Here is a 26,768-nt window from a genome sequence, read left to right as displayed (position 1 = left end):
CCATTTGGTATGACAAAAGCGGTTCTGACGCCGGTTGGGGAATCATTAAGCCCATTTGGAGTCGGAACAATGCTCGCCAACCCGGCATTCGATAGCTGGCCGTTGGTTTTTTCATCTGTTTTCGGCGAGGGTTGCTCGTGATTGTTAGTCCCTGTGATGCTCCAAAGACACCCGTCAAGCGGTTGCGCAGTGCGCTTCTGGCAAGCTCTGCCCTTGTCTGCCTGTTCAGTGCAGGCCAGCTCTGGGCGTTCAGTCTTGATGATGTAGCGGCGAAGGCCAAAGAAATGGCCGGGCAGAAGTTCGAGGCTCCGAGGAGCAATCTCCCGAACGAACTGCGCGAAATGAAATTCGCTGACTATCAGAAGATCCGCTTCCGTGATGACAAGGCCGAGTGGGCGGGCGACAAGACGCCGTTCAAAGTGTCTTTCTACCACCAGGGCATGCATTTCGACACGCCGGTCAAAATCAACGAAGTGACCGCGACCAGCGTCGACGAAATCAAATACGACGCGAACCGTTTCGATTTCGGCGATCTGAAAATCGACCCGAAATCCACCGAGAAACTGGGTTACGCCGGTTTCCGTGTCCTGTATCCGATCAACAAGGATGACAAGCAGGACGAAGTCATGACCATGCTGGGCGCGAGCTACTTCCGCGTGATCGGCAAGGGGCAGGTCTACGGTCTGTCTGCGCGTGGCCTGGCAATCGACACTGCACTGCCGTCCGGCGAAGAGTTCCCGCGCTTCAAGGAATTCTGGATCGAGAAGCCTGGCCCGGATGACAACCATCTGGTGATCTTCGCACTGCTCGATTCGCCGCGTGCCACCGGTGCGTACCAGATGACCCTGCGTCCGGGCACCAACACCCTGGTTGACGTAAAATCGCGCATGTTCCTGCGTGACAAGGTCACCAAACTGGGTGTGGCGCCACTGACCAGTATGTTCCTGTTCGGTGCCAACCAGCCTTCGCGTGTGCCTAACTTCCGCCGCGAGCTGCACGACTCCAGCGGCCTGTCGATTCAGGCAGCCAATGGCCAGTGGCTGTGGCGTCCGCTGAACAACCCTAAACACCTTTCCGTCAGCAGCTTCTCGGTCGAGAACCCGCGTGGTTTCGGTCTGCTGCAACGCGGCCGCGACTTCAGTCAGTACGAAGACCTCGATGACCGCTACGACAAGCGCCCAAGCGCCTGGATCGAGCCAAAAGGCGACTGGGGCAAAGGGACTGTCGATCTGGTCGAGATTCCGACTGCCGACGAAACCAACGACAACATTGTTGCGTTCTGGAAGCCTGACACTCTGCCTGCTCCAGGCGAGCAGATGAACTTCGATTACCGTCTGCACTGGACCATGCAGGAAAACTCGATCCACTCGCCGGATCTGGGCTGGGTCAAGCAGACTCAACGCTCCATCGGTGACGTGCGTCAGTCCAACCTGGTGCGTCAGCCGGACGGCAGCCTCGCGTTCCTCGTCGACTTCGTCGGCCCGGTACTGGCAGCCTTGCCGGAAGACAAGACCATTCGTAGCCAGGTGACTACCGACGACAACGTCGAGCTGGTTGAAAACAACCTGCGTTACAACCCGGTCACCAAGGGCTATCGCCTGACCCTGCGGGTCAAGGTCAAGGACGCTGGCAAGCCCACCGAGATGAGCGCTTACCTGCTGCGCGAGATCCCTGCCGAACCGGGCAAGGAACCTGCGCTGCTGGTTGCTGATAAAGCCGACGACAAGAAAGCCGCTTCCAGGGAAGCCGCCAAGCCGACTGCGGTCAAGGAAGCTGCTACCAAGGAGACTGCCAGCAAGGAGTCCGCCAACGACCAGGTAGAAATTGCCAAGGCCGATGCGCCGAAGTCTGAAGCCGCCAAGTCCGAGACCACCAAAGCTGAAGCGGGCAAGGCTGATGCAGCCAAAGCCGACGCAGCCAAGGGTGATGTTGCCAAGGCTGATGTAGCCAAGGACAAGGACGGTAAAGAGATCCAGCAGCCTGAAACCGAGGCCGCGCCCACCCATCCAGAACCGGCCAAGACGTTGCAAGTCATGACCGAGACCTGGAGTTATCAGTTGCCGAGCGATGAGTAATTCTCTACCGGTGCCAGTGTCTCTGAACGAGTACCTGGCGCATTTACCGATGAGCGACGAGCAGCGGGCAGAACTTGCCGGCTGCAAGACCTTCGCCGAGTTGCATGAACGCCTGTCGGCACAGCCGCTGAACGACCCGGCCGAGGCCGCTCAGGCTTCGGTGGGCCGTCGCCTGCTGTTGTCCACAGCGGACGAGTTGCAGGACGCCGAGATGCTCGACGTCGATGCGAGCGGGCGTTTGCGCCTCAAGGCCACGCCGCCGATCAACCGGACCAAGGTTGTGCCAGAGCCATGGCGCACCAACATTCTGGTGCGCGGCTGGCGGCGCCTGACTGGCAAGAAAAACCCGCCCAAGCCGGATCACAGCGATCTGCCTCGGGATTTGCCGAAGGCTCGCTGGCGTACCGTCGGTTCGATCCGTCGCTATATTCTGCTGATCCTCATGCTGGGTCAGACGATTGTGGCGGGCTCGTACATGAAAGGCATTCTGCCGTATCAGGGCTGGTCGCTGGTTTCGCTGGATGAAATCACCCGTCAGACCTTCGTGCAGACTGCTTTGCAGGTCCTGCCTTATGCCTTGCAGACCAGTATTCTGTTGCTGTTCGGCATTCTGTTCTGCTGGGTATCGGCCGGTTTCTGGACTGCGCTGATGGGCTTTCTGGAATTGCTTACCGGGCGCGACAAATATCGCATCTCCGGTGCCAGCCCCGGTAACGAGCCGATCGAAAAGGGCGCACGTACCGCGCTGGTCATGCCGATCTGCAACGAAGACGTACCCCGGGTGTTCGCCGGTTTGCGCGCGACGTTCGAATCGGTAGCGGCCACGGGTGACCTGGATCGTTTCGATTTCTTCGTGCTCAGCGACACCAACGAAACCGACATCGCCGTTGCCGAGCAACAGGCCTGGCTGGACGTATGCCGCGAGACCAAGGGCTTTGGCAAGATCTTCTATCGCCGCCGCCGTCGTCGCGTAAAACGTAAAAGCGGCAACCTCGACGACTTCTGCCGTCGCTGGGGCAGCGAATACCGCTACATGGTCGTGCTGGATGCCGACAGCGTCATGAGCGGTGAATGCCTGACCAGCCTGGTTCGTCTGATGGAAGCCACGCCAGACGCCGGTATCATCCAGACTGCGCCGCGCGCGTCGGGCATGGACACGCTGTATGCTCGTATGCAGCAGTTTGCGACCCGCGTCTACGGTCCGCTGTTCACGGCCGGTCTGCACTTCTGGCAGCTGGGTGAATCCCACTACTGGGGTCACAACGCTATCATTCGCATGAAGCCGTTCATCGAGCACTGCGCCCTGGCGCCGCTGCCCGGTAAAGGTGCGTTCGCCGGTGCGATTCTGTCTCACGACTTCGTCGAAGCTGCGCTGATGCGCCGTGCCGGCTGGGGCGTGTGGATTGCCTACGATCTGCCGGGCAGTTACGAAGAACTGCCACCGAACCTGCTGGACGAACTCAAGCGTGACCGTCGCTGGTGCCACGGTAACCTGATGAACTTCCGCCTGTTCCTGGTCAAGGGCATGCACCCGGTTCACCGTGCGGTGTTCCTGACCGGTGTGATGTCATATCTGTCGGCGCCGTTGTGGTTCTTCTTCCTCGTGTTGTCCACAGCCCTGCTGGCAGTGAACACCCTGATGGAGCCGACCTACTTCCTTGAGCCGCGCCAGCTGTATCCGTTGTGGCCACAATGGCATCCGGAACGAGCCGTTGCATTGTTCTCGACCACCATCGTTCTGCTGTTCCTGCCTAAACTGCTCAGCGTCATTCTGATCTGGGCGAAGGGCGCGAAAGGCTTTGGTGGCAAGTTCAAGGTTACTGTTTCGATGCTGCTGGAAATGCTCTTCTCGGTGCTGCTGGCCCCGGTACGCATGCTGTTCCACACCCGTTTCGTACTGGCTGCCTTCCTGGGCTGGGCCGCGACCTGGAATTCGCCGCAACGCGACGATGACTCCACGCCGTGGACCGAAGCGGTCAAGCGTCATGGTCCGCAAACATTGCTGGGTGCATGCTGGGCACTGCTGGTGTTCTGGCTGAACCCGAGCTTTCTGTGGTGGCTGGCGCCAATCGTGGTGTCGTTGATGCTGTCGATTCCTGTGTCGGTGATTTCCAGCCGGACCGGTCTGGGCCTCAAGGCGCGTGACGAGAAATTCTTCCTGATTCCTGAAGAATTCGAGCCACCGCAAGAGCTGATCTCCACCGATCAGTACACTCACGAGAACCGTTGGCACGCGCTGAAACACGGCTTCATTCGGGCGGTGGTCGATCCTCGTCAGAATGCGCTGGCGTGCGCTCTGGCAACCTCGCGTCACCGTCAGGCTCAGCCGATTGAAGTGGTGCGCATGGAGCGCGTCGATCATGCGCTCAAGGTCGGCCCAGAAAAACTCGATAATCAGGAACGCCTGATGCTGTTGAGCGACCCGGTGGCCCTTGGCCGCCTGCACGAGCGCGTCTGGAGCGAAGGTCATGAAGAGTGGCTGGCCGCGTGGAGAGCTTCCATCGAAGCCGATCCGCACGCGCCACTGCTGCCGTTGCAGCCTTTCGACAAAGCCTCAGAGCCGGCACTGGCCTAAAAACCGTCCGGCAACGAAAAACCCTTGAAGCACTGCTTCAGGGGTTTTTTATTGGGCTCGTCACGGTGATTGGCGTCGCACGATAGTCGAGTGATCGTTTCTCCCTCTCCAGTGGGAGCGGACTTGTCCGCGAAGACGGTCGTGAATGACGCTCTGCCTCATAGCCCCATCAATTCACCTTGAATTTCCCCACCAGTCCTTGAAGATGTGTGCCCAGTCGGGCCAGTTCGACGCTGGATGCTGCGGTTTGTTCGCTGGCAGCGGCGGTCTGATCGGAGATGTCGCGCACGCTGATGACGTTGCGGTTGATCTGTTCGGCGACCACGCTTTGTTCTTCGCTGGCGGTGGCGATCTGTTCGTTCATGTGCTGAATGGTCGCCACCGTGCGGGTAATTTCCTCCAGGGCACTGCCCGCGCGGCGGCTCAGTTCGACCGTGCTGTCGGTCAGGCTGCGGCTGCTGTCCAGGGTGCTGGCAACCTGCTGGGTACCGGTCTGTAGCGTGGCGATCAACTCCTCTATTTCCTCCGTGGATTTCTGGGTTCGCTGTGCCAGCCCGCGCACCTCATCGGCCACCACGGCAAACCCCCGCCCGGCTTCACCCGCTCGGGCTGCTTCAATGGCCGCATTCAGGGCCAGCAGGTTGGTTTGCTGTGAAACCGACTTGATAACGTCAAGAACGCCAACGATCTTGCCGCTTTCCTGCTTGAGCTGATTCATGGACTGGGTGGAGTTGACCATCTCGCGCGCCAGTTGCTCGATCTGCGTGATTGCGCGTCCGACCACTTCATCGCCGCTGCGCGCCTGTTGGTCTGCCTGAACAGCCGCCTGGGATGCCTCCTGTGCACTGCGCGCCACCTCTTGCACGGTTGCGGCCATTTCATTCATGGCGGTTGCCACCAGATCCGTTTCGTCCTTCTGGCTGTTGACCCCCGAACAGGTCTGTTCAGTGACGGCTGAAAGCTGCTCGGCTGCGCTGGCGATCTGCGTGACGCCATCACTGATGCCACCAATCAACTCGCGCAGGCTGACCGTCATGGTCTGCATACTGCGCTGCAACTGACCCATCTCGTCGCGACGCTCTACTGACATATCCCGGCTCAGGTCGCCTTGAGCGATACGTGCTGCGGCAATCAGTGTTTGTTGCAGCGGAACGGTGATTTGTCGGGTCATGACCCATGCCGCCAGCAATCCGATCAGCAATGCCAGGCTTGCCACACTGGTCAGCATCGTTCTGGAGTTTGCCGCTTCGCTGTCACGTTGCGCGGTTTGCAGAAGGGTCAGCGCGGCCACAGATTCCAGCAGCTTTTCACCGAGGTTTTCCATGGACTCCTGATCCGCCTCGGCCTTGGTCTGTATCTGTTTGAACTCGCTCAGGCTGTCCCGATAACCTTTAAGCGCCTCGGTGGCGGGTATCAGCCCTTGAAGCGGATCGTTACCCTGGTTTTGAGCGATCTGCTCGACCTCCTTGAGCGCTTCGTCGATGGCGGTAATGGCGGCGGTTTCATCTGCATCTTTGGTGGTAAAGGTGTAAGCCTGCACCTGATAACGCGCGACCTGAATCTGCTGCCTCAGTTGCGAAATATTGGTGAATTCTTCCATGCGCTCGCTGCTGTCCTGCTCCTGGCTCACGCTCTTGAGCACTTCGGTTTCGACCTGCGCGACAGCCTGCAAGGCTTGCTCTGACTTTTGATCCAGGCGCTGACGTATCTTGTCGCGGGTTTGCCGATTGCTGCGAACGTCGGCGAAGGATTTCTCCAGTTCGCTCACCGCCTGAAGCTGCCCATTAAGCAGGGTGATGGTTGCCTGCTCCGTGCTCAGTCGGTGCAGCGATGTCAGGTGGGTTTTCATTTCGTCGAGTTTTTTTATCACCTGCGCTGTCGTCTCCGGGGTTTTTTGCACCCGATCAGTGATCCTGTCGGCGCGCAGGTCTTTGGTGAGGCTGGTGAGTTGTGAGACGTCCGAAAGCGACTCGGAGCGGTCGATCATGGTGTACAGGCCATGCCAGCCGGTAAGTGTGATGATCAGCGTCAGTAACAGCACCAGGCCGAAACCCAAGGCCAGTTTGAATCTGACGTTCATGTTGCCGAGCGCGTGATTGATCAGTCGGAACATTGGAATCTCCTGCAATGAGCGAACGAAAGCAGGTCCCGTATGAGTCAGGACGTGCGTTGTGAGCGCATCGGCATGGCGATCCATTGTTTGACCTGAGAAGGTCGTAGGAGATTTCCGAGAAGAAACGAGGGGTGACAGGCGTCACATTTAGCGAAGGCAGTCAGGCCCGTGCTCGCAAATAGCACGGGCCTGATGCGCTTGATCAGACGGTAAAGCGGCTCACCAGGATTTGCAGATGGTTGCCCAAGCGTGCCAGTTCGACGCTGGACGCGGCGGTTTCTTCGCTGGCTGACGAGGTCTGTTCCGAAATGTCGCGCACATTGATGATGCTGCGGTTGATCTCTTCGGCCGTGGCGCTCTGCTGCTCGGCGGCGGCAGCGATTTGCTGATTCATCGACTGGATCGCCGAAACGGTTTTGGTGATGTTTTCCAATGAGCTACCGGCCCGACGGGTCAGTTCCACGCTGCTGCCGCTCAGTTCACGGCTGCTGTCCATGACCGTTGCGGCCTGCTGGGTGCCGCTTTGCAGGCTGGCAATCAGCGCCTCGATCTCTTCAGTGGACTTCTGAGTGCGTTGCGCCAGGCTACGTACTTCGTCGGCGACCACGGCAAACCCGCGACCCGCTTCGCCGGCCCGGGCAGCTTCAATGGCGGCGTTCAAGGCCAGCAGGTTGGTCTGTTGTGCAACTGACTTGATAACGTCCAGCACGCTGCCGATCTTCTCGCTTTCCTGTTTCAGAGCGCCCATCGCTTCGCTGGAGTTGCCCACGGCTACCGCAAGACGTTCGATTTGCGCAATCGCCTCATTGACCACTCGTTCGCCATCACGAGCCTGCTGGTCAGCGGCGACGGCTGCTTCAGAGGCCTCTTCGGCGTTGCGCGCGACTTCCTGAACCGTTGCGGTCATTTCATGCATGGCCGTGGCCACCTGATCGGTCTCGACCTTCTGGCTGTTGACCCCGGCACTGGTCTGCTCGGTCACGGCTGACAGTTCTTCTGCGGCGCTGGCGATCTGCGTCACACCATCGCGAATCCCGCCGACCAGCTCACGCAGGCTGACGGTCATGCGTTGAATGGTGCTTTGCAGCTTGCCCAGTTCGTCTTTGCGATCAACTTGCAGGTTGCGACTCAGGTCGCCAGACGCGACGCGCTCTACCACCTCAAGGGTTTCCTTGAGCGGCGTGGTGATCTGGCGAGTGATGATCCACGCCGCCATAATGCTCAACACCAGCGCGAGAAGGGTAGCCACGGCGATCATCATGACTGACTGTTCGCTGTCGGCATCCCGGCTTTTGTTTTGTCGGGTGATCATGTCATTGCTGATCGCCAGCATGTCTGCGCCCTCGGCAGTCATCCTGTCCAGTGCGGCCTTACTGGCGGCCTGCGCGTCGCGATATTGCCCCATGGCTTCGCGATAGCCCTTGAGCCCGGCCACCGCCTGCTGCAGCAGTGCCTGGTATTCAGCAGCAAGGTCACTGGTCAGCGTATTGATTCCGGTGACCGCATCATCGATGGCCTGATTGGCATTCTTTTCAAAGTCGGGACGGCCGCTGTAGGTGTAACCGCGGACCTGGAAGCGCGCTTGTTGAATCAGCTTGCTGACGCCGACGATGCGATTGAAGGCGAGGATGTTGTCCGCTTTGAGCAACTCCGCTTCGACCTTGTCGGCCTGATCCACCGCTTTGTCGGCGTTGGCGCCCATCCGGGTGCGGCTGGCCTCGCGAGTGTCGATGGCGTCGGTCATGTCCTTGAACGACTGGCGATACTCGCGGGTGGTCTGAATCTGGCGATCCAGAAGCTGAATGTTTTCAGGAGAGCGCAACAGGTTTCGGGCGACCAGCAGGGCGGCGTCGAGTTGGTCGAGCGTGGTTCTGACGGTGGCTGCGGTCTCTGTGTCATACAGATCCTCATAGCGCATGCGGTCGATGCGCAACTGAAGTGTCAGCTCGTTGATCTCGGCAATGGCCGTCACGCGATCACCCCGATCGATCAGCGCCTGGTTGCTGAACCAGGCGGTGGCAGAAATCATCAGGGTCATTGCCAGCACCAGGCCAAAGCCCACTGCCAGTTTCAGGCTGACGCTCGCATTAGCGAGACTTCGAGATAACCCACGAGACATGACTGTTCCTTTGTCTGTTATTGATTCATTCCATCTGCATCGGCCGCGCGCCCTCTAACTGAAGCGATTTAGTCGATGTAAAAGAACTCAGAACAGACGCGCGAGAAGGGCCGTGACAGCGGTTTCGACACGCAGAATGCGTTCGCCCAGTTGCACGGGTTGTAATCCGGACTGACGCAACAGGTCGACTTCATATGGAATCCAGCCGCCTTCGGGGCCGATCGCGAGGGTAACCGGGCCCGTGACCGCACGTGGGCAGGCAGGGAAGTCACCCGGATGGCCGACCAACCCCAGCGTGTCAGCAGCCAGTTGTGGCAGACGGTCTTCGACAAAGGGTTTGAAGCGCTTTTCGATGATGATGTCGGGCAGTACGCTGTCGCGCGCCTGTTCCAGACCGAGAATCAACTGCTCGCGGATGGCAGCCGGTTCCAGGAAGGGCGTCTGCCAGAAGCTTTTTTCAACCCGATAACTGTTCAGCAGCACCACTCTGGGGACGCCCATGGTCGCGACGGTCTGAAACACCCGACGCAACATCTTGGGACGCGGCAGCGCCAGCAGCAGGGTCAGCGGCAGTTTTACGGGCGGCTCGCTGTCCAGCACCACGCGCAGTTCGGCTTCATGGGCTTCAAGGCGCAGCAGTTCGGCATTGCCCAGCAGGCCGTTGATGCGGCCGACCCGCACGCTGTCGCCGACCTCGGCGCGATGCACCTCTTGCATGTGCTTGAGGCGCCGGTCGCGCAGGATTACCCGGTCGGCCGCAATGAAGTCGGCCTCTTCGAGCAACAGCAGGTTCACGGCGTGGTCGCGGGTGGCTGATCTGGCTTGTCAGTGTCTTCTACTTCATCGTCCGGGTGCTCGCCGCGCTTCTTGATCATCGTGCTGCACAAGATGCCCAGTTCGAACAGTAACCACATCGGTACGGCCAGCAGGGTCTGCGAGAAGATGTCCGGCGGGGTCAGAATCATGCCGACCACAAAGCAGCCAATGACCACGTAAGGACGGATCTTCTTCAGGTATTTCACGTCGACAATGCCGATCCACACCAGCAACACCACGGCCACCGGGATTTCGAAGGCCACGCCAAAGGCGAAGAACAACGTCATTACGAAGTCAAGGTAGCTGGCGATATCCGTCATCATCGACACGCCTTCCGGGGTAACGCTGGCGAAGAAGTGGAAAATGATCGGGAAGACCAGAAAGTAGGCGAATGCCATGCCCGCGTAGAACAGGATGATGCTGGAGACCAGCAGCGGAATGGCCACACGCTTTTCATGCTTGTACAGGCCCGGCGCGATGAAGCCCCAGATCTGATGCAGGATGACCGGCATCGACAGAAACAGCGCGACCATCATGGTCAGCTTGAACGGCGTGATGAACGGTGAGGCCACGTCGGTGGCGATCATCGTTGCGCCTTCAGGCAGGTAGACGCGCAGCGGGGCCGACACCAGGGTGTAGATCTTCTGTGTGAAGTAGAACAGACCGGCAAAAATCAGGAACACTGCCGCAACACAACGCAACAGACGTGTACGCAGCTCGGTGAGGTGCGAGATCAGCGGCATTTGCTGATCGTTTTCCGGGATATCAGCGCTCATGGGGCTCGCGGTGGCAATGACGAATCGTGGACGGGAGGCGTCGGAGGCGGCGCAGAAGCGTCAGTCGGCGTCGCGGTTTTCTCCAGCGACAGCCCTGCTTTCGGTGCCGCAGGTTCTGCGGGACCGACCTCGTGGTGAGCGGTGGCTGCGGGTTCCGCCGGTGCTGACGATGCTGGTGCTGGTGCTGGCGCCGGGCTTACCGGTTCGTAAGGGGTCTCGGGGTGCTGATTCTGAGCGAACATTTTTCGCGCTTCATCTTCAAGCGAAAGAATGTGCTCGTTGTGCAGCTGCCGACGAATTTCGTCGGCACCGATTTCACGTTCAACTTCCTGTTTGATCGCATTGAAGCTGCGCTTCAGGCGGCCGATCCATAAGCCTGCGGTGCGTGCCGCACCCGGCAGACGCTCGGGACCCAGCACCAGCAAGGCAACCAGGCCGACAAGCAGCAGTTCAGAGAAGCTGATACCGAACATGGGCTTAAACCTGGTCTTTGCGAATCGGCTCGTCGACTTTGTGCGCTTGCGCGTCGATGGTGTGCGGCTGATTCAGAGGCGAGCCCTGAGGAGCCGGTTGGGCCTGCTGCGGCTGGGGAGCCGGTTGCTCTTCCGGTTTGTCATCGTCGTGCATGGCCTTGCGAAAGCCTTTGATCGACTCGCCGACGTCACTGCCCAGGCCCTTGAGTTTCTTGGTCCCGAAAACCAGTACTACGACGATCAGGATGACGATCCAGTGTTTCCAGTCAAAAATACCCATGAAACAGTCCTCGTAGAAGATTTCAAGCTTGAAAGGGGTAAGCGTTATTCTGCCGTGCGAGCGGCTTTTTCGGCGTGTCCGGACAGCCCGAACCGGCGATCCAGCTCATCGAGCACGGCCTGCGGATGCTGACCCAGTGCGGCGAGCATCACCATGCTGTGAAACCACAGGTCAGCCGTTTCGTAGATCACGTCGCTGCAGTCACCGCTGACCGCAGCGTCTTTGGCGGCGATGATCGTTTCAATCGACTCCTCGCCCAGCTTTTCCAGAATCTTGTTGAGGCCCTTGTGGTACAGGCTGGCGACGTAAGAGCTGTCGGCGGCTGCATCTTTGCGCGATTCCAGCACCTCCGCCAGGCGGGACAACGTATCAGTCATGTTCAGTGGCCTGCAGGGTAAATAGCATCAGGATCTTTCAGGACCGGGTCTACGGTCTTCCAGCCTGAGTGTTCATAAACACGGTAGAAGCAACTTTCGCGGCCGGTATGGCAAGCGATGCCGCCGATCTGCTCGACCATCAGGATAATGACGTCGGCGTCACAGTCGAGGCGCAGTTCATGCAGCTTTTGCACATGACCCGATTCTTCACCCTTGCGCCAGAGTTTGCCACGCGAACGCGACCAATAGATTGCACGATTCTCGGATGCCGTCAGGCTCAGCGCCTCGCGGTTCATCCAGGCCATCATCAGTACCCGGCCGGTCTTGTGATCCTGAGCGATTGCAGGCACCAGACCGTCGCTGTTCCAGTGAATCTCGTCCAGCCAGTCTTTCATATCTACTCCGGCAGCCGGACTTCAGGCCCGGCGGATTGAACAGTGTGCCAGCGCCATACGCTGCTGGCTATCGGCGAACGATCAGATACAGCCCGGCGATCAACATGATCGCGGCCGGCCAGGCAGCCAGCGTCAGCAACTGCGTGGCGGCCTCGCTCATCACCCAGCCCTGTATCGCGCCACCCACCAGCAATCCCGCACCGATCAGCCGCAAGACCGGCTCGTCCTTGCGCTCGTGCCAGGGGCGTGGCGGGTCCGAAGCATGTGGGCGGGACATGCGCTCCAGCAGGTCGCGCGTCATGCCCGCAATGTGCGGCAGTTGCTCGACCTGCGATTGCAGGTTGCCCAGCAGCGTTTTCGGACTGACCCGCTCACGCATCCAGCGCTCCAGATACGGCTGCGCGGTGCTCCACAGGTCCAGCTCCGGGTACAGCTGACGACCCAGCCCTTCGATGTTGAGCAGGGTCTTTTGCAGCAGCACCAGTTGCGGCTGGACTTCCATGTTGAAGCGGCGCGCGGTCTGGAACAGGCGCATCAGTACCTGACCAAAGGAAATATCCTTGAGCGGCTTCTCGAAAATCGGCTCGCAGACCGTGCGGATGGCCGCTTCGAATTCGTTGAGCTTGGTCTCGGCCGGGACCCAGCCCGAATCGATGTGCAGCTGCGCGACCCGACGATAATCGCGTTTGAAGAAGGCAAACAGGTTACGCGCCAGATAATCCTGATCTTCCGGGGTCAGGCTGCCGACGATGCCGCAGTCGATGGCAATGTATTTCGGGCTCCACGGATTCACCGTGCTGACGAAAATGTTGCCGGGGTGCATGTCGGCGTGGAAGAAGCTGTCTCGGAAAATCTGCGTGAAAAAGATCTCGACGCCACGTTCGGCGAGCATTTTCATGTCGGTGCGCTGATCGGCCAGCCCGGCCATGTCGGTCACCTGAAGGCCGTAGATGCGCTCCATGACCAGCACTTTCGGACGGCACCAGTCCCAATAGACCTGCGGCACGTACAGCAGATCGGAACCTTCGAAGTTACGCCGCAACTGGCTGGAGTTGGCCGCTTCGCGCAGCAGATCCAGCTCGTCGTAGATGGTCTTTTCGTAGTCCATCACCACCTGCACCGGGTGCAGCAGGCGTGCATCGGCGGATACGCGTTCCGCGATGCGGGCGAGAATGAACAGCCACGCCATGTCCTGGCCGATGATCGGCTTGAGCCCCGGCCGCACGACCTTGACCACAACCTCTTCGCCGGTCTTCAGGCAGGCCGCATGCACCTGTGCCACCGACGCCGACGCCAGCGGTGTTTCGTCGAAACGGCTGAACACGTCGCAGATCCGCGCGCCCAGCTGCTCTTCGATCAGCTTGATCGCCAGTTGCTGGTCGAACGGCGGGACGCGGTCCTGGAGCAGCATCAGCTCGTCGGCAATGTCTTCGGGCAGCAGATCGCGCCGCGTAGACAGCAATTGCCCGAACTTGATGAAGATCGGCCCGAGGTCTTGCAGCGCCAGGCGGAAACGCACGCCACGGCTCAGCTCGGACTTGCGCCGCGGCAGCCAGCGCCAGGGCAGCACGAAGCGCACCGCGAGCATCCACCACGGCAGGGGCAGGGCGAACAACAGGTCATCGAGACGATAGCGGATAACGACACGTTGAATGCGAAACAGACGGCGTACGGCAAGCAGCTTCATGCGTTATCGCTGGTGTTGAGGGAGTGGGCAAGGCGTGCAAAGCGCGCCTCGAGACGTTCCAGATCCAGTTTGATCTGATCGAGTTCGGCAAAACGTGCTTCGGCTTCGTGCTTGCCTACCAGCGTGCGCGATTCTTCGCTCAGGTAGTCGGCCACATTCTGCCTCAGGCTGGCAGCACTTTCACGTGTCCAGCGGCTGCTGTTGCGCAAGTGGCTGCTGAATACCTGACTGGCCACCGGGCCCATCCATCTGGAGAGTTCGTGCTCCCAGTCAAGTTCGAGGTCTTGAAGAATGCCCACCAGTTCCAGCAGCACGCCGCTGTCCCCGTCGAGCTCGACGTCAGGGCCGTGCAACACCGCCGTCTTGTCCTTGCTCAAGGCCAGACGCAGCAGGCTGGAAGCGGGGGCGCGCAGGGTGCAGTCGGCATCGGCCGCCCATTCAGGGGCCAGCAGCAGGCCTTCATCGCTCGGCAGGATAAACAGTTTCAGGGACGGATCGCGGCAATCGACCGCAATGACGTGCCCGGTCAGGCGCGCCATCCGCGGCAGCGCGGTGCTGTCAAGGCGCAACACCCGATTGATCCCGTGCTCGATGCTGGCGAGCAGCCCCCGAAGCAACATCAGGGTTTGATACCGCGATGCAGGGCGACGATGCCGGAAGTCATGTTGTGATAGGTCACACGGTCAAAACCGGCTTCGACCATCATCGACTTGAGCGTTTCCTGATTGGGATGCATGCGAATCGATTCGGCCAGATAGCGGTAGCTTTCTGCGTCATTGGTGACCAGCTTGCCCATCAACGGCATGAAGGCGAACGAGTAGGCATCATAGGCCTTGGTCATCAGCTTGTTGGTCGGCTTGGAAAACTCCAGCACCAGCAGGCGGCCGCCTGGCTTGAGCACGCGTAGCATGGAGCGCAGCGCGTCTTCCTTGTGCGTCACGTTGCGCAAGCCGAAGGCGATGGTCACGCAGTCGAAGTGGTTATCCGGAAAGGGCAGCTTTTCGGCGTCTGCCTGGACGAATTCCACATTGCCAGCAACGCCGAGGTCGAGCAGACGGTCGCGACCGACCTTGAGCATGGAGGCGTTGATGTCAGCCAGCACCACATGGCCGGTCGGGCCGACCAGCTTCGAGAACTTGCGGGTCAGGTCGCCTGTGCCTCCGGCGATGTCCAGTACACGGTTGCCGACGCGAACGCCTGAAAGCTCGATGGCAAAACGTTTCCACAGGCGGTGCATGCCACCCGACAGAAGGTCGTTCATCAGGTCGTACTTGGCCGCAACCGAGTGGAAAACCTCAGCGACTTTTTCTGCCTTCTGGCTTTCCGGCACATGTTTGTAACCGAAGTGAGTCGTAGGTTCGGCATCGCTGCCTTTGCGCTGATCGTTCATATCGCTTCACCGGAATAGAGTGCGGATCATTCTAATCGCCAAGGCCGGCTTTGTCTTGACAAGGCTCACCAGCAACGCTTTCTTGGATGCGGGCGGATGTATATAGTTGCGCCGCATTTCATCCGACGATCAAGGAACTCCCCATGGCCAAGATAACCGTTGAACGCCCGCATACGCTGGGCCTGGAAAAGGCCCGTGAGAAGGCCGATCAACTGGTCGAGAAGCTGGCGGAAAAATACGGCCTGGCCCACGAATGGGCCGGCGATACAGTGAAACTGGAAGGCAAGGGCGCCAAAGGCCGGGTCGATGTCGAAGAAGCGCTTATTCGCATCAACATCGAGCTGAACTTCATCCTTTCGACGATGAGCGGTTCGATCAAGACCGAAGTCGAGCGCGTGCTGGACAAGGCACTGGCTGCCTGAGCCCGGCTCTAGGGTCTGTTCCCGTTTCATCGCGGCTCGCGATGAAACGGGAACAGACCCTAGGGTGAGCATTCTAATTTTTCTCCGTAGCGTGGTGCTCATGCCCTTTGCAAGGGCGGTTCCTTCAACTTTCGGGCATGAGGTGCACCATGGCCAACGCGAACACGAAGAAAAAAATCGAAGACGAGCAGGCATCCACGCCCACTGATGTGCGGTTGTACGCGCGCAAGATATGGCTGGGGGGGGGGGGGGGGGNTACGCGCGCAAGATATGGCTGGCCGGGCTCGGTGCCTATGCCCGGGTCAATGAGGAAGGCTCGCAATACGTCAAAGAGCTGATCAAGGCTGGCGAAGAAACCGAGAAAGACGTCCGCAAAACCGTTGACGCACAAAGGCTTGCCGCCAACAGCGATATCGATTCGGTCAAAGGCGAAGTGTCTTGCGCCAAGGGGCGTGTCGAGGCTCGACTCGACAGAATCGAGAGCGCTTTCGACCGTCGCGTCGCAAAGGCCTTGAACCGGATCGGTATCCCGTCTAAACATGATGTAGACACGCTCTCTGCCAAGCTCGACGAGCTCACGGCATTGCTTGATCGTGTCGGGCCTAAAAAGCTCGAACGCGCCGGGCCACAACGGCTCAAACGTTCCGAGTCTGGACAATAAGGAGAGCAGGATGGCTGGCAAGAAGAAGATCGACAAAGAAGGCAGCTCATGGATTGGCGAGGTTGAAAAATACTCTCGGCAGATCTGGCTGGCGGGGCTGGGTGCTTATTCCAAGATAAGCAACGACGGCAGCAAGCTGTTCGAGACGCTGGTCAAGGACGGTGAAAAGGCCGAGAAACTGACCAAGGTCGAAGCGCAGAAGCAGCTGGACGATGTCAAGGACACGGCCAGGTCGGCCAAATCCCGCGTCGGCGATGTGAAAGACCTCGCGCTCGGCAAGTGGAGTGAGCTGGAAGGGGCGTTTGACAAACGCCTCAACAGCGCGATTTCGCGCCTGGGTGTACCGAGCCGCAATGAAGTTAAATCGTTGCACAGCAAGGTCGATCAGTTGACCCGGCAGATCGAGTTGTTGACCGGCGAGAAAGCCAAGCCTGTTGCATCGAGCACGCCAGCCGCCAAACCGGCGCCGAAATCTGCGGCCAAACCGTTGGTCAAGGCCGCCGCCAAAAGCGTCGCTAAAACAGCGGACAAGGCAGCAGCTAAAACCGCAGCGGCCAAACCTGCTGTGAAGAAAGCAGCGGCCAAGCCGGTAGGCGCGGCCAACAAGGCGGCGACGGCAACCGCCAGTAAAGCCAAGGCAGCAGCCAAACCTGCCGCCGCTAAAAAACCTGCGGCCAGAAAACCGGCTGCCAAGCCAGCCGCATCGGCAACTCCGTCCACCAAACCGACTGCCGCCCCCGCGCCGTCGGCGGCACCGGAAACGCCAGCCAGCCAGTCCTGATAATCGGCTGCAACATCGAAGCCCGGCCTTTCAAACAGGCCGGGCTTTTTATTGTTTCAGACGTACACTCAAGACCGGACGCTCCGCGTCCGATCTTGAGCAGGCGGCGCGGCGCGAGATGTGTCCAGGAGAACGCTTGTGGTACCCACCTCTACCCACTCAGATACTCCATCGCCAACCGCTCCGCCGTATGCCTTGAAGCCGGCAGCAGGTGTGGCGTCACCAGCATCATGATCTGGTAAACCACGACTCGCACTTCACCCTCACGGCCCAGAATGCGCTGGTAGTCCAGGGAGAACAGCAGGGTCATGGTGATCTGTTCCACCAGTTGCCCCAGCGCCTGCGTTTCGCTGACCAGCTGCCCTTGGGATTTCAGGCGCGCCAGCAGCGAGGCCAGGGTGCGTTTGAGTGAGTTGAGCAGATTGCGGATGCCCCGCGCCAGTTTGGGCAGCCGCCCCGCGAGATTGGACAGGTCTTGAAACAGAAACCGATAGTGCGCCAGCCGCTCGACGATCAGGTGCAGGAACATCCAGTAATCTTCGGCCTCGAGCCGGGCATCCGATGGCGGGTCGAGCAGCGGCGCCAGCTCGCTCTGAAAGCGCTCGAACAGCCCCAGAATCAAAGGCTCTTTGCCATGAAAGTGGTAATACAGATTGCCGGGGCTGATGCCCATTTCATTGGCAATCTCCAGCGTCGACACGTTGGGCTCGCCCTGCTGATTGAACAGTGTCAGTGCACATTCAAGGATACGGTCGCAGGTCTTCATCCGGTCTTCTTGTTCGAGAGTCTGAGATCCGTGAGCCGGGCCAGGCCCGGGTCATCGGGTTCTGGGTGGCACGGGCTGCGGGTGCATGACCGCGCGCTGCCGCTCCTGCTGTAAAAACCCCATGATGATCGGCGCCACGGCCTCGGCCCGAGTGATCAAAAACAGATGCCCGTCATCAATGATGTGCAGCTCGGCATTGGGTATTCGCCAGGCCAGCAGGCGCATGTTGACCAGCGGGATCAGCGGATCATCATCGCCGGCCAGCACCAGCGTTGGTTGATGGATCTTGTGCAGCCAGTGCACGCTGGTCCAGCCCATCCCCGCGAACAGTTGCCAGTAATAACCCAGCTTGCCGGACGAGCGCACCTTGGCCGCATGGTTGGCGGCCAGATGGGGATCACGTCGAAACGCCCCGCCATAGATTTCCGGCGCGATGCGAATCACATGCGACGGCTGGATATAGCGCCGAGGGCTGGCCATCAGCCACAGCACTCGTGGCTTGCCCGGCACCATCGCCATGCCCGCAGAAGTCGCCGCCAGCACCAGTTTCTTGCAGCGCTCGGGGTAGTCATGGGCGAACTGCTGAGCCAGCGCACCGCCCCATGACACGCCAATGGCGTTGACCTGTCCGTAATTCAGGTAGTCGAGCATGCGCGCTGCCAGCTTCGCCAGGCCGGGAAAACGGTAGGGACGCCGGGGCGTCGATGAGCCGCCCACCCCGGGCACATCGAACGCGATGACTTCCAGGTCCGGGTCCAGCGCGTCGACAAACGGAAACACCAACTCCAGGTTGGCGCCGATGCCGTTGAAGATCAGCAGGGGCGTCAGATGATTCTTGCCCGGACGCACCGCCGTACGGATGGTGTGCCCGTTCAGATCGATGGAGCGAAACACAAACGGTTGCGACATGCGTGAAGCCCTGTTGGTTAACCCGCTGAAAACGCAGCCTAGCGTTCGTGAACATAAGTCCCGGGCGCTGCCTGGGCTGGCGGGAACGCCTTGTTACCGAGCGCGGCCGGGGCCTTTTTCAGTTTGCCCGAGCGCGCGGCCAGCCAGTCTTGCCAGTGCAGCCACCAGGAATCCGTGTGTTTGGTGGCGTTTTCCTGCCAGACCGCCGGATCTTCAGGCAGCTCGTCGTGGGTCATGTAACGCGATTTTGGGTTGCCCGGCGGGTTGAGGATGCTCTGGATATGGCCGCTGCTGGACAGCACGAACTCCGTCTTGCCGCCAAACAGGCGCGCCGATTTGTAACAGGACACCCACGGCGTGATGTGGTCGTTGGTGCCTGCCAGACAGAACACATCGGCCGTGACCTGCTTGAGATCGATGGGCGTGCCGCAGACCTCCAGCGCATTGGCGCGGGTCAGCGGATTATTCTTGAACATCTCGATCAGATCACCATGAAAAGCGGCGGGCAGGCGCGTGGTGTCGTTGTTCCAGAACAGGATGTCGAACACCGGCGGCTCGTTGCCCAGCAGGTAGTTGTTGACCCAGTAATTCCAGATCAGATCGTTGGGGCGCATCCAGGCGAACACCTTGGCCATGTCGCGACCTTCCAGCACGCCAGCCTGATAGGAGTGGCGCTTGGCGCTCTCCAGCGTCTGCTCGTCGACGAACAACGCCACTTCGGTGTCCAGCGTGGTATCGAGCACGCTGACCAGCAGCGTCATGGCATTGACCTTCTTTTCGCCCAGCGCGGCGTAATGCCCCAGCAGCGCCGTACAGGTGATGCCGCCCGAGCAGGCACCGAGCATATTGATATCTTTGCTGCCGGTGATCGCCAGCACTACATCGACCGCTTCCTTGAGCGCCTCGATGTAGGTCGACAGTCCCCATTCACGTTGCACCTTGGTCGGGTTGCGCCAGCTGATGATGAACGTCTGCACGTTACTGCGCAGGCAAAACCGCGCCAGGCTCTTTTCCGGGCTAAGGTCGAAAACGTAAAACTTGTTGATCTGCGGCGGGATCACCAGCAGCGGACGCTCGTGGACCTGTTCGGTGATCGGTGTGTACTGAATCAGCTCCAGCACCTCATTGCGAAACACCACCGAACCTTCGGTGATACCCAGGTTCTTGCCGACCTCGAAGGCATCCATATTGACCTGGCTCGGCATTCCGCCGTTATTGACCATGTCCTTGGCCAGGTTCGACAAGCCATCAAGCAGGCTTTTGCCGCCGGTGTCGAAAAAGCGCTTCACGGCTGCCGGATTGACTGCGGAATTGGTCGGCGACATGGCTTCGGTCATCAGGTTGATGACGAAGTGCGCGCGGCTGATGTCCTGCGGGGTGAGGCTGCTGCCGCCGATCCAGTCATGCAGTTCCTTGCGCCAGGCCAGGTACGTCTGCAGATAGCGACGATACAGCGGGTTCTGGCTCCAGGCCGGATCATTGAAGCGACGATCTTCCGGGGTCGGTTGCAAGGCCGACTTGCCGAACAGCACGCTTCTGAGTTCGGCGCCCAGATGCGCTACGTGCCTGATGCTATGGATGGGTTGTTTGAAGGCTTGGCGCAGCACCATGCGGGCGGTGCTCAGCAGATCCTTGCGCTGCAGGCCCACCACCGGGTTAAGACCCAGGGTGTGCTCGGATGCCTGGCGTTGCAGGTCATCGTCTTTCGGGTTACTCATCTACGACGCTCCGTTGTCTTGAGACGAACACTGACATTCCTTGCCTGTGAACCAGTGACACAGGCGTGTTAGCCGGTACTACTGCTCGTGTGACTTGCCGACAGCCTTTGCATCAATCCGATGCAGGCGCTTGCCACACCTATTGGTTACGCGAGATTTCAGAAAATCGCAAGCAGCGTCGATCATTGACCGCTGCGAGGATCAGAGCATCAGCTTGATGACGTGCTCGGAAGGGTCGCGGGATTTGCCGGCTTTCTCGAGCGCCTGCAAGTAGTCGTCCCACAGAGAAGCCTGGCGTCTGGCCAGTTGGTACAGGTAATCCCAGGTAAACAGGCCGCTGTCGTGGCCGTCGTCGAAGGTCAGCTTCAGCGCGTACTGACCCGCAGGCTCGACCTTGGTCAGCCCGACGCCCAACTTGCCGAATTGCAGAATCGGCTTGCCATGCCCCTGAACCTCGGCAGACGGCGAATGCACGCGCAGAAACTCGGCAGGCAGGTGATATTCCTCATCCGGCGCGTATTTCAGGGTCAGGGTCCTGGAGGCTTTGTGCAACTGAATGGCGGTGGGGAGCATTGGTAACTGCCTCAAGTTTCAAGGGGCGAGCTTCAGGCTTCAAGCAAAAGCAAAAGCAAAAAAGCTGCAAGAGTGAAAGACTCTTGCAGCTTGCAGCTTGCAGCTTGCAGCTTGCAGCTTGCAGCTTGCAGCTCTAGAGAATATAGCGCGACAGGTCTTCGTTTTCCGCCAGGTCGCCCAGGTGGCTGTTGACGTATTCGGCGTCGATTTCGATCGGTGCTGCGTCCGGGCTGATGGCCAGGTCGCCTGCGCTGAACGAGACTTCCTCCAGCAGACGCTCAAGCAGCGTGTGCAGGCGGCGAGCGCCGATGTTTTCGGTCTTTTCGTTGACTTGCCAGGCGATCTCGGCCAGGCGCTTGATGCCTTCCGGCTTGAACTCGATCTGCAGGCCTTCGGTTTTCAGCAGTTCGCGATACTGCTCGGTGAGCGAAGCGTGCGGCTCGCTGAGAATGCGTTCGAAATCCTGCGGCGACAACGCCTTGAGTTCGACGCGGATTGGCAGGCGGCCTTGCAACTCAGGCACCAGATCGCTCGGTTTGCTCAGGTGAAACGCACCGGACGCGATGAACAGGATGTGGTCGGTCTTGACCATGCCCAGCTTGGTGTTCACGGTGCAACCTTCGATCAGCGGCAGCAAATCACGCTGTACACCCTCGCGCGACACATCGACGCCGCCCGAATTGCCGCGCTTGGCGACTTTGTCGATCTCGTCGATGAACACGATGCCGTGCTGCTCGACAGCTTCCAGTGCCTTGGCTTTCAGTTCTTCTTCATTGACCAGACGGCCAGCTTCTTCTTCGCGCACCAGCTTGAGCGCTTCCTTGACCTTGAGTTTGCGGCTCTTGGTCTTGCCCTTGCCCATGTTGGCAAACAGGCTCTGCAGCTGATTGGTCATTTCTTCCATGCCGGGCGGCGCGGAAATATCGACACCTAGGGTCTCGTTGATGTCGATCTCGATTTCCTTGTCATCCAGCTGGCCTTCGCGCAGGCGCTTGCGGAACAGCTGACGTGTATTGGAATCGCTGCTCTGTGCCGGGTCTTCGTTGAAACCCACTCGCGCAGGCGGCAACAGGGCATCGAGGATGCGTTGTTCGGCCGCATCTTCAGCGCGGTGTCGAACCTTGACGATTTCCTGCTCGCGCAGAAGCTTGATCGCTGCATCAGCCAGATCGCGGATGATCGACTCTACATCGCGGCCAACATAGCCCACCTCGGTGAACTTGGTCGCTTCGACCTTGATGAACGGCGCGTTGGCGAGTTTGGCCAGGCGACGGGCGATTTCGGTTTTGCCGACACCGGTCGGGCCGATCATCAGGATGTTCTTGGGTGTCACTTCAACGCGCAGTTCTTCGGGTAACTGCATGCGCCGCCAGCGATTGCGCAGAGCAATGGCGACGGCGCGCTTGGCATCGTCCTGGCCGATGATATGGCGGTTGAGTTCGTGGACGATTTCGCGGGGAGTCATGGACATGGTTATTCACGGTCCTCTGGCACAGCAAAGCCGATGGGGCCGCAACGCGTGCGGCCCGGCAAGGGCTCAGCCGGCGAGGTCCTGCTCCTCAATGGTGATGTTGTGGTTGGTGAACACGCAGATATCGCCGGCGATATGCAATGAAGTTTCGGCGATTTCGCGGGCTGACAGATCGGTCTTGAGCAGCAGGGCGCGCGCGGCGGCCTGAGCAAATGCTCCGCCGGAACCCATGGCAATCAGGCCATCCTCGGGTTCGACGACGTCACCATTGCCGGTGATGATCAGCGAGGCGTCCTTGTTGGCCACCGCCAGCATGGCTTCAAGACGGCTCAACGAGCGATCGGTACGCCAGTCCTTGGCCAGTTCGACAGCTGCACGAACCAGATGCCCCTGGTGTTTTTCCAGCTGGGCCTCAAAGCGCTCGAACAGCGTGAATGCGTCGGCGGTCGCGCCAGCAAATCCGGCGATCACTTCACCGTGATACAGGCGGCGCACCTTCTTGGCGTTGCCTTTCATGACGGTGTTGCCCAGGGAAACCTGGCCGTCGCCAGCCATGACGACTTTGCCGTGACGGCGCACTGATACGATGGTGGTCAAGGGGAGAGTCTCCACACTGCGGGGCGAAAATGCCCTGATGCAAACTCATATGGGGGTGGGGGTGGGGATTTCAACCGTTGGGGTGAAGTTGGGAATGATTGGGCGCGGTGCTGCGCAGCCTTAAGGTTATCGCTCCCACGCTGCGCGTGGTAGCGCCGTTCTGGACGCTCTGCGTCCGCTTCACACGCTCTTCGATCAGCCCGGTTTCCCGGGCTAACCCACAATTGCGTTACTTGAGCTTCTCGTCCGCGCGGAACATGGTGCGTATCCCGCGCACGGCCTGGCGGATGCGGTCCTGGTTTTCGATCAGCGCAAACCGCACATGATCGTCGCCGTATTCACCAAAACCGACACCTGGTGAAACACAAACCTTGGCCTCGGCCAGCAATTTCTTGGCGAACTCCAGCGAGCCCAGGTGCGCGTAAACTTCCGGAATCTTTGCCCAGACATACATCGACGCCTTGGGGTTCTCGACCATCCAGCCCAGCTCATGCAGGCCCTTGACCAGCACGTTGCGGCGCTGGCGATACTGTTCGGCGATGTCGAGCACGCATTGCTGATCGCCTTCCAGCGCGGCAATCGCGGCGACCTGCAGCGGCGTGAAGGTGCCGTAGTCGTGATAACTCTTTATACGCCCCAGTGCGTTGACCAGTTCCGGGTTGCCGACCATGAAGCCAATCCGCCAGCCCGCCATGTTATAGCTCTTGGACAGGGTGAAGAACTCGACCGCAATGTCTTTGGCGCCCGGCACCTGCATGATCGACGGGGCTTTCCAGCCGTCGTAGACAATGTCGGCATACGCCAGGTCATGCACCACCAGCACGTCGTACTGCTTGGCCAGCGCCACCACGCGCTCGAAGAAATCCAGCTCCACGCATTGCGCGGTCGGGTTGGACGGGAAGCCCAGAATCATCATTTTCGGCTTGGGAATCGAGCCGCGAATGGCTTTTTCCAGTTCAGCGAAGAAATCCACGCCCGGCACCAGCGGCACCGACCGCACTTGGGCGCCGGCAATCACGGCACCATAGATGTGGATCGGGTAGCTCGGGTTCGGCACCAGCACCGTATCGCCCTGATCCAGCGTGGCAAGCATCAGATGCGCCAGGCCTTCCTTGGAACCGATGGTGACGATGGCTTCGCTTTCGGGGTCGATGTCGACCTCGTAGCGCTTCTTGTACCAGTTGGAAATGGCCCGGCGCAGGCGTGGAATCCCGCGCGAAGTGGAGTAACCGTGGGTGTCTTCGCGCTGGGCGACGGTGACCAGTTTTTCGACAATGTGCGGCGGCGTCGGCCCGTCGGGGTTGCCCATGCTCAAGTCGATAATGTCCTCACCACGGCGTCGAGCAGCCATTTTCAGCTCGGCGGTGATGTTGAACACGTAAGGGGGGAGTCGATCGATGCGCGCAAAGCGGCGCGGCGAACCTTGGTCGGCCATGGTTATCTCGCAAACGTAAGCGCCCGGAACCGTCCGAGCGACGCGGCCACATGAGGCGGCCTGGCGAAGAAGATAAAGGCGCGGCGCGCATTTTGTCCACCGCGATTTACAGCGTATTGCCGGTGGCGATATTCGGACCCCATCGAATGACCCGGCGGTGTAGAATCGGCGCTATTCATCGCCAGTCATCCCCCGGCGGGTTTATGAGCTCAGGCCGAGTACACGGTGATCCCGTGGCGTTCGGTTTCTTCGCTGCCTGCGGTCACTGCCGCACGCCCGCGACGTCAATAGAAGCTCACTCCCTTCCTGATCAGCCTTATTTTTGCCGGAGTGCTCCAATGCCTGATTACCGCTCGAAAACGTCTACCCACGGCCGCAACATGGCCGGCGCCCGTGCCCTGTGGCGCGCCACGGGCATGAAGGACGAAGATTTCAAGAAACCGATCATCGCCATCGCCAACTCCTTCACCCAGTTCGTACCGGGCCACGTCCACCTCAAGGACATGGGCCAGCTGGTCGCCCGTGAAGTCGAACGCGCCGGTGGCGTGGCCAAGGAATTCAACACCATTGCGGTCGACGACGGCATCGCCATGGGCCACGACGGTATGCTCTATTCGCTGCCAAGCCGCGAGATCATTGCCGATTCCGTGGAATACATGGTCAACGCGCATTGCGCTGATGCCATTGTGTGCATTTCCAACTGCGACAAGATCACCCCCGGCATGCTGATGGCGGCCCTGCGCCTGAATATCCCGGTGGTCTTCGTGTCTGGCGGGCCGATGGAAGCAGGCAAGACCAAACTGGCCAGCCACGGTCTGGACCTGGTCGACGCGATGGTCATCGCTGCCGACTCCACCGCCAGTGACGAAAAAGTCGCCGAGTACGAGCGCAGCGCCTGCCCGACGTGCGGTTCGTGCTCGGGTATGTTCACCGCCAACTCGATGAACTGCCTGACCGAAGCGCTTGGCCTGGCCTTGCCGGGCAATGGTTCGGCACTTGCCACCCACAGCGACCGCGAGCAACTGTTCCTGCAGGCCGGCCGCACCATCGTTGACCTGTGCCGGCAGTACTACAAGGAAAACGACGAGTCGGTGTTGCCGCGCAACATCGCCAACTTCAAAGCGTTCGAAAACGCCATGACGCTGGACATCGCCATGGGCGGCTCGACCAACACCATCCTGCACTTGCTGGCTGCCGCTCAGGAAGCCGAGATCGACTTCGACCTGCGCCACATCGACCGTCTGTCCCGCAAGGTTCCGCAGCTGTGCAAAGTCGCGCCGAACATCCAGAAATACCACATGGAAGACGTACACCGCGCGGGCGGGATCTTCAGCATCCTCGGCGAGTTGGCGCGTGGCGGCTTGCTGCATACCGACCTGCCGACCGTGCACAGCAAGACCCTGGCCGAAGGCATCGCCAAATGGGACATCACCCAGACTGACGACGAAGCGGTGCATACGTTCTTCAAGGCAGGCCCGGCCGGCATCCCGACGCAGACCGCGTTCAGCCAGTCGACCCGTTGGGAAAGCCTGGATGACGACCGTGAAAACGGCTGCATCCGTAGCGTCGAACATGCCTATTCGCAGGAAGGTGGGCTGGCCGTGCTGTACGGCAACATCGCGCTGGATGGCTGTGTGGTGAAGACTGCGGGTGTCGACGAGTCGATCCATGTCTTCGAAGGCAATGCCAAGATCTTCGAAAGCCAGGATAGCGCCGTGCGCGGGATTCTCGCTGACGAAGTGAAGGCGGGCGACATCGTCATCATCCGTTACGAAGGTCCGAAAGGCGGTCCAGGCATGCAGGAAATGCTCTACCCGACCTCGTACCTGAAGTCCAAAGGGCTGGGTAAAGACTGTGCGTTGCTGACTGACGGCCGTTTCTCGGGCGGTACGTCTGGCCTGTCCATCGGCCACGCCTCGCCGGAAGCCGCGGCGGGCGGTGCGATTGGTCTGGTCCGCGATGGCGACAAAGTGCTGATCGACATCCCCAATCGCTCGATCAACCTGCTGATCGACGACGCAGAGATGGCCGAGCGTCGCGCCGAACAGGACAAGAAAGGCTGGAAGCCGGTCGAGTCGCGCCCGCGCAAAGTGACCACCGCCCTCAAGGCCTACGCCCTGCTGGCGACCAGCGCCGACAAGGGCGCGGTGCGTGACAAGGCGTTGCTGGACAAACTGGTGCCATAACGTTCGGCGACGCAGCGAAAACACCCCGCCAGTCGGGGTGTTTTTTTGTCTGAAGAGTGTGAGCGGCGGATAGGCGCAGTGGTATTTCTGACAGGTGCCAGGCGCGTTTCAGCGCTATACAGTGGACCAATACCTGCGGACGACTTATTGCCGTGAACTGCTATCAGTTGTTA

At 59.9% G+C, this 26,768-nt stretch carries 23 protein-coding genes and 2 pseudogenes; 6 read left to right on the top strand and 19 right to left on the bottom strand.

Going from position 1 to position 26,768, the window contains the following annotated elements; genetic code table 11:
- Window positions 1-137: 137 nt before the first annotated feature.
- Together ABJ99_RS24440 and mdoH are read left to right on the top strand one after the other, a co-directional pair.
- Window positions 138-2,075, top strand: a complete 1,938-nt coding sequence (locus ABJ99_RS24440) for a glucan biosynthesis protein G (RefSeq protein ID WP_054088051.1) — start codon at window positions 138-140, stop codon at window positions 2,073-2,075.
- Window positions 2,068-4,650 carry a glucans biosynthesis glucosyltransferase MdoH gene (mdoH, locus tag ABJ99_RS24435; RefSeq protein ID WP_054087987.1) on the top strand — a complete coding sequence of 861 codons (2,583 nt, stop codon included), beginning with the start codon at window positions 2,068-2,070 and terminating at the stop codon, window positions 4,648-4,650. Before ABJ99_RS24440 ends, mdoH begins: the two co-directional genes overlap by 8 nt.
- Window positions 4,651-4,819: 169 nt before the next feature.
- On the opposite strand, the gene ABJ99_RS24430 is transcribed toward mdoH, so the two are convergent.
- From ABJ99_RS24430 to ubiE, 12 genes and pseudogenes are all read right to left on the bottom strand, one after another.
- Window positions 4,820-6,763: a methyl-accepting chemotaxis protein gene (locus ABJ99_RS24430; protein ID WP_054087986.1), complete on the bottom strand. Its 1,944-nt coding sequence runs from the start codon at window positions 6,761-6,763 to the stop codon at window positions 4,820-4,822.
- A gap of 202 nt (window positions 6,764-6,965) precedes the next feature.
- Window positions 6,966-7,670, bottom strand: a complete 705-nt coding sequence (locus ABJ99_RS30080; RefSeq protein WP_459426209.1) for a methyl-accepting chemotaxis protein — start codon at window positions 7,668-7,670, stop codon at window positions 6,966-6,968.
- A gap of 198 nt (window positions 7,671-7,868) precedes the next feature.
- Window positions 7,869-8,792 (bottom strand): annotated as a pseudogene (locus ABJ99_RS30075) (methyl-accepting chemotaxis protein); the annotation flags it as partial.
- 177 nt (window positions 8,793-8,969) lie between these two features.
- The gene (locus tag ABJ99_RS24420) at window positions 8,970-9,677 is read right to left on the bottom strand and encodes a 16S rRNA (uracil(1498)-N(3))-methyltransferase (protein WP_054087984.1); all 708 of its coding nucleotides are present in this window, start codon (window positions 9,675-9,677) and stop codon (window positions 8,970-8,972) included.
- On the bottom strand, window positions 9,674-10,474 hold the full coding sequence (tatC, locus tag ABJ99_RS24415) for a twin-arginine translocase subunit TatC (RefSeq protein ID WP_054087983.1): 801 nt from the start codon (window positions 10,472-10,474) through the stop codon (window positions 9,674-9,676). Before tatC ends, ABJ99_RS24420 begins: the two co-directional genes overlap by 4 nt.
- The gene (gene tatB / locus ABJ99_RS24410) at window positions 10,471-10,947 is read right to left on the bottom strand and encodes a Sec-independent protein translocase protein TatB (RefSeq protein ID WP_054087982.1); all 477 of its coding nucleotides are present in this window, start codon (window positions 10,945-10,947) and stop codon (window positions 10,471-10,473) included. The genes tatC and tatB overlap by 4 nt, the downstream gene beginning before the upstream one ends.
- 4 nt (window positions 10,948-10,951) lie before the next feature.
- Complete coding sequence (locus ABJ99_RS24405) at window positions 10,952-11,227, bottom strand: twin-arginine translocase TatA/TatE family subunit (protein ID WP_024645017.1); 276 nt, start codon at window positions 11,225-11,227, stop codon at window positions 10,952-10,954.
- A gap of 44 nt (window positions 11,228-11,271) precedes the next feature.
- Complete coding sequence (locus tag ABJ99_RS24400; protein WP_002551631.1) at window positions 11,272-11,604, bottom strand: phosphoribosyl-ATP diphosphatase; 333 nt, start codon at window positions 11,602-11,604, stop codon at window positions 11,272-11,274.
- A gap of 2 nt (window positions 11,605-11,606) precedes the next feature.
- The gene (gene hisI, locus ABJ99_RS24395; RefSeq protein ID WP_005739553.1) at window positions 11,607-11,999 is read right to left on the bottom strand and encodes a phosphoribosyl-AMP cyclohydrolase; all 393 of its coding nucleotides are present in this window, start codon (window positions 11,997-11,999) and stop codon (window positions 11,607-11,609) included.
- Between the two features lie 67 nt (window positions 12,000-12,066).
- Window positions 12,067-13,686, bottom strand: coding sequence for a ubiquinone biosynthesis regulatory protein kinase UbiB (ubiB, locus tag ABJ99_RS24390; protein ID WP_054087981.1), 1,620 nt, complete (start codon window positions 13,684-13,686; stop codon window positions 12,067-12,069).
- Complete coding sequence (locus tag ABJ99_RS24385) at window positions 13,683-14,306, bottom strand: ubiquinone biosynthesis accessory factor UbiJ (RefSeq protein WP_054087980.1); 624 nt, start codon at window positions 14,304-14,306, stop codon at window positions 13,683-13,685. Before ABJ99_RS24385 ends, ubiB begins: the two co-directional genes overlap by 4 nt.
- Window positions 14,306-15,076: a bifunctional demethylmenaquinone methyltransferase/2-methoxy-6-polyprenyl-1,4-benzoquinol methylase UbiE gene (ubiE, locus tag ABJ99_RS24380; protein ID WP_054087979.1), complete on the bottom strand. Its 771-nt coding sequence runs from the start codon at window positions 15,074-15,076 to the stop codon at window positions 14,306-14,308. The genes ABJ99_RS24385 and ubiE overlap by 1 nt, the downstream gene beginning before the upstream one ends.
- A 143-nt stretch (window positions 15,077-15,219) precedes the next feature.
- Here ubiE and ABJ99_RS24375 point away from each other — a divergent pair, with 143 nt between their 5' ends.
- The 3 genes and pseudogenes from ABJ99_RS24375 (at window position 15,220) to ABJ99_RS24365 (ending at window position 16,940) form a co-directional block, all read left to right on the top strand.
- The gene (locus ABJ99_RS24375) at window positions 15,220-15,498 is read left to right on the top strand and encodes a polyhydroxyalkanoic acid system family protein (RefSeq protein WP_007252831.1); all 279 of its coding nucleotides are present in this window, start codon (window positions 15,220-15,222) and stop codon (window positions 15,496-15,498) included.
- A 149-nt stretch (window positions 15,499-15,647) separates the two neighbouring features.
- Window positions 15,648-16,159, top strand: a pseudogene (locus ABJ99_RS24370) (phasin family protein).
- Between the two features lie 10 nt (window positions 16,160-16,169).
- Complete coding sequence (locus ABJ99_RS24365; protein WP_054087978.1) at window positions 16,170-16,940, top strand: phasin family protein; 771 nt, start codon at window positions 16,170-16,172, stop codon at window positions 16,938-16,940.
- Window positions 16,941-17,091: 151 nt separating this feature from the next.
- On the opposite strand, the gene ABJ99_RS24360 is transcribed toward ABJ99_RS24365, so the two are convergent.
- The 7 genes from ABJ99_RS24360 to alaC form a co-directional block, all read right to left on the bottom strand.
- Entirely contained in the window at window positions 17,092-17,706 is a 615-nt protein-coding gene (locus ABJ99_RS24360) for a TetR/AcrR family transcriptional regulator (RefSeq protein WP_054087977.1), read from the bottom strand.
- 51 nt (window positions 17,707-17,757) lie between these two features.
- On the bottom strand, window positions 17,758-18,615 hold the full coding sequence (gene phaZ / locus ABJ99_RS24355; RefSeq protein WP_054087976.1) for a poly(3-hydroxyalkanoate) depolymerase: 858 nt from the start codon (window positions 18,613-18,615) through the stop codon (window positions 17,758-17,760).
- A 38-nt stretch (window positions 18,616-18,653) separates the two neighbouring features.
- Window positions 18,654-20,333, bottom strand: a complete 1,680-nt coding sequence (gene phaC, locus ABJ99_RS24350; protein WP_054087975.1) for a class II poly(R)-hydroxyalkanoic acid synthase — start codon at window positions 20,331-20,333, stop codon at window positions 18,654-18,656.
- A gap of 201 nt (window positions 20,334-20,534) precedes the next feature.
- Window positions 20,535-20,906: a gamma-butyrobetaine hydroxylase family protein gene (locus tag ABJ99_RS24345; protein WP_007252826.1), complete on the bottom strand. Its 372-nt coding sequence runs from the start codon at window positions 20,904-20,906 to the stop codon at window positions 20,535-20,537.
- Between the two features lie 133 nt (window positions 20,907-21,039).
- Window positions 21,040-22,377: an ATP-dependent protease ATPase subunit HslU gene (hslU, locus tag ABJ99_RS24340; RefSeq protein WP_054087974.1), complete on the bottom strand. Its 1,338-nt coding sequence runs from the start codon at window positions 22,375-22,377 to the stop codon at window positions 21,040-21,042.
- A 66-nt stretch (window positions 22,378-22,443) separates the two neighbouring features.
- Window positions 22,444-22,974 (bottom strand): ATP-dependent protease subunit HslV, encoded by a 531-nt coding sequence (gene hslV, locus ABJ99_RS24335; RefSeq protein ID WP_003392345.1) that lies wholly within the window; start codon window positions 22,972-22,974, stop codon window positions 22,444-22,446.
- 229 nt (window positions 22,975-23,203) lie between these two features.
- Entirely contained in the window at window positions 23,204-24,409 is a 1,206-nt protein-coding gene (gene alaC / locus ABJ99_RS24330; RefSeq protein WP_054087973.1) for an alanine transaminase, read from the bottom strand.
- Between the two features lie 338 nt (window positions 24,410-24,747).
- Between alaC and ilvD the strand changes: the two genes are divergently transcribed.
- Window positions 24,748-26,595 carry a dihydroxy-acid dehydratase gene (ilvD, locus tag ABJ99_RS24325; protein WP_054087972.1) on the top strand — a complete coding sequence of 616 codons (1,848 nt, stop codon included), beginning with the start codon at window positions 24,748-24,750 and terminating at the stop codon, window positions 26,593-26,595.
- The last annotated feature ends 173 nt before the right edge of the window (window positions 26,596-26,768 follow it).

This window comes from Pseudomonas syringae pv. cilantro (assembly GCF_001293775.1).
Lineage (GTDB): Bacteria > Pseudomonadota > Gammaproteobacteria > Pseudomonadales > Pseudomonadaceae > Aquipseudomonas > Aquipseudomonas syringae_P.
This window is presented reverse-complemented; position numbering and strand designations above follow the sequence as displayed.